A 2,565-nucleotide genomic window follows, 5' to 3' on the forward strand; every position below is an offset into this window, starting at 1 on the left:
TGTAGCACGTCGATTGGGATGAGCGCTGGGCGTCAACTATGATGAGCGCCGCGGATGCGGTGGTGAAGGTTGTCCAGATGTCGCGCTGCGACAAGAGGGGACGGTAATTGACGTTGCGCGGCGATTAGGTGGTGGTGGTCCTGGTGCGTTCGATGGCGGTGCGGCGTCGGTAGCTTTCGACGTTCATCTCCATGATGACGGCATGGTGGACGAGGCGGTCGATGGCGGCGACGGTCATGGCCTTGTCGGGAAAGATGCTGTCCCAGGCGCCGAAGGGTTGATTGGCGGTGATCAGCAGTGAGCGCTGCTCGTAGCGGGCGGCGATGAGTTCAAACAGGACCGATGTTTCGGACTGGCTCTTCTGCACGTAGGAGAGGTCATCGAGAATGAGCAGGTGGTACTTGTCGAGCTTCTCGATGGCGCTGGCCAGGGCGAGATCCTGGCGGGCAGCCTGCAGACGCTGCACCAGGTCGGTGGTACGGGCGAACAGGACGCGGAACCCGTTGTCGACGAGGGCATAGCCGAGGGCGGCGGCGAGATGGCTTTTGCCGGTGCCGGGCGGGCCGAACAGCAGGATGTTGCGCCCGGCCTCGAGCCAGCTGTCGCCCTCGGCGAGCGCCAGGAAGCGCGCCTTGCTCACCATGGGCACCGCGGCGAAGTCGAAGCTGTCGAAGGTCTTGCCCGGGGGCAGGTGAGCGGCCTGGGCGTGGCGGGCGATGCGACGCTGCTGGCGCTCGGCGAGTTCATGCTCGGCGAGCGTGGCGAGAAAGCGCGCCGCGGGCCAGCTCTCGGTGTCAGCCGTCTCGGCAAAGCCCGACCAGAGCCTGCCGAAGGTGGGCAGGCGCAGTTCGTTCAGCAGCACCGGCAGGCGTGCGGTGTCGACGGTGATGCGGCTCATCGGCCGAGCTCCGGCAGGAGCGCGTCGTAGGCGCCTGGTGGCGGCAGCGCCACGTGCACGGTTGGTGTCTCGGTGCGGCTCCGCGCGAAGCGTCGACGCAGCTCGTCCAGGTCGGGCAGGCGCCCGGCGTCGAGGGTGCTCTCGAGCGCCGCGGCGAGTTCGGCCTCGCAGCCGTCCTCGTGGGCGAGGACCAGGAGGCCGACCATGGTGCGGCAGGCTCGGCGCTCGGGACCGCGGACGATCAGCGCATCCCAGGCCCGGGCAAAGGCCGGGCGCGGCCAGAGGGCGTCGCGGTAGCTCAGCCCCACCAGGGCGCCTGGCTTGGCGCGCAGCGCATGAAGGACGTGGCGATAGTCCACCACATGGCCACGCCGGCCGTCCGGGCTCCCCCGCCGCCGCGGCAGCGTCAGGAGGTGGGTGCCGCCCAGATAGGCCTCGAGCCGCTCCTCGTAGACCCGCAGCCGCAGGCGCCGCCCGACCAGGCGCGAGGGGACGGTGTAGAACACCCGGCGAAAGGAAAAGCCGCCGCTGGTGGTCACCAGCACGCTGGCCTCGACGTAATCCGGCGCCCGGCCAGGCGGCAGCGGGCGCAGCGCGGTGCATTCGAGGGCGATCTCGCGCCGGTGCCGGGCATTGTGCTGGGCCACCACCTCGGCGACGAAGACGCGGTAGGCGGCGAGGCTCTCGAAGTCGCGGCTGCCGCGCAGCAGCAGCGCCTGGCCGAGGCGTGACTTAATATGGGCGTGGCGGCTCTCGATGGCGCCGTTCTCATGCGCCTGACCGCGGTTGTTGCGTGAGCCGATCATGCCGTAGTGGCCGCAGAGCGCGGCGTAGCGGCGGGTGATGTCCTCGGCGGCCTCAGGGGCGAGATTGCGGAAGGCGGCGGACAGGCTGTCGGTGCGGTGTTCGACCGGCGCGCCGCCCAGCGTGGCGAGTGCGTTCTGCAGGCCCGACGCCAGCGCGGTGAAGCTCTCGCCGCCGAGGACGACCTCGGCACTCTCGAAGCCGGAAAAGGCGAGCGCGAAGTGGTAGAGCCGGTGCTCAAGCAGCGTGCCGCCGACCGTCACGCCGAGGTCGGTGGCATGGGTGAAATCCGACAGGCCCAGGCGGCCCGGCGCGTGGCTCTGCGGAAACATCACCTCCCGCTCTGGACCGTGCACCGCCCGCCAGTCGCGCATCCGCCGCTCCAGGGTGCGCCGAATGCTCTCGCCGTAGGCGCCGGGAAAGGCGCGGTCGAGTTCGTGCAGCACCGTGACCGGCTTGAGGCCGGGTGCGCGTTGCAGGAGGGGCAGGATGAAGCTCTCCCAGACGAGCGCCAGCGGGTCCTCCCGCGTGCGCCAGTGCCGTGGCTCCCGCCGCTCCGATGGCGGCCGGGGATCTCGCTCGATCCGGCGTGCGGTGGCCACCGACAGGCCTGCCCTCGCGGCGGCCAGGGCCTGTGGCGCGGTCCGGCGTTCGTTCATGTAAAGCCTCACCTGCTGATCCGTGACGTGTCTGCCCGGCACCACCCCACCCCATGTTTCTGGGACCAGGGCAGAGCCTGACACGCATCCGCAGGCGCGCTCGCCCGGCGGAACGGCTCCGGGCGGGCTACGCCCACCCTCCGCCGCACCGCCGGGCGCTCATCATAATTGCCGATTACCGCTCATCGTAATCGCCGGGCGCCA

At 70.3% G+C, this 2,565-nt stretch carries 2 protein-coding genes; both read right to left on the reverse strand.

Annotated features, from left to right (window positions below):
* Positions 1-124: 124 nt before the first annotated feature.
* Positions 125-898, reverse strand: coding sequence for an IS21-like element helper ATPase IstB (istB, locus tag QMO56_RS26660; RefSeq protein ID WP_283530661.1), 774 nt, complete (start codon positions 896-898; stop codon positions 125-127).
* Entirely contained in the window at positions 895-2,361 is a 1,467-nt protein-coding gene (gene istA, locus QMO56_RS26665; RefSeq protein WP_283530663.1) for an IS21 family transposase, read from the reverse strand. Before istA ends, istB begins: the two co-directional genes overlap by 4 nt.
* Positions 2,362-2,565: the final 204 nt, after the last annotated feature.

Source organism: Roseomonas sp. E05 (assembly GCF_030063475.1).
Classification (GTDB): Bacteria; Pseudomonadota; Alphaproteobacteria; order Acetobacterales; family Acetobacteraceae; genus Pseudoroseomonas.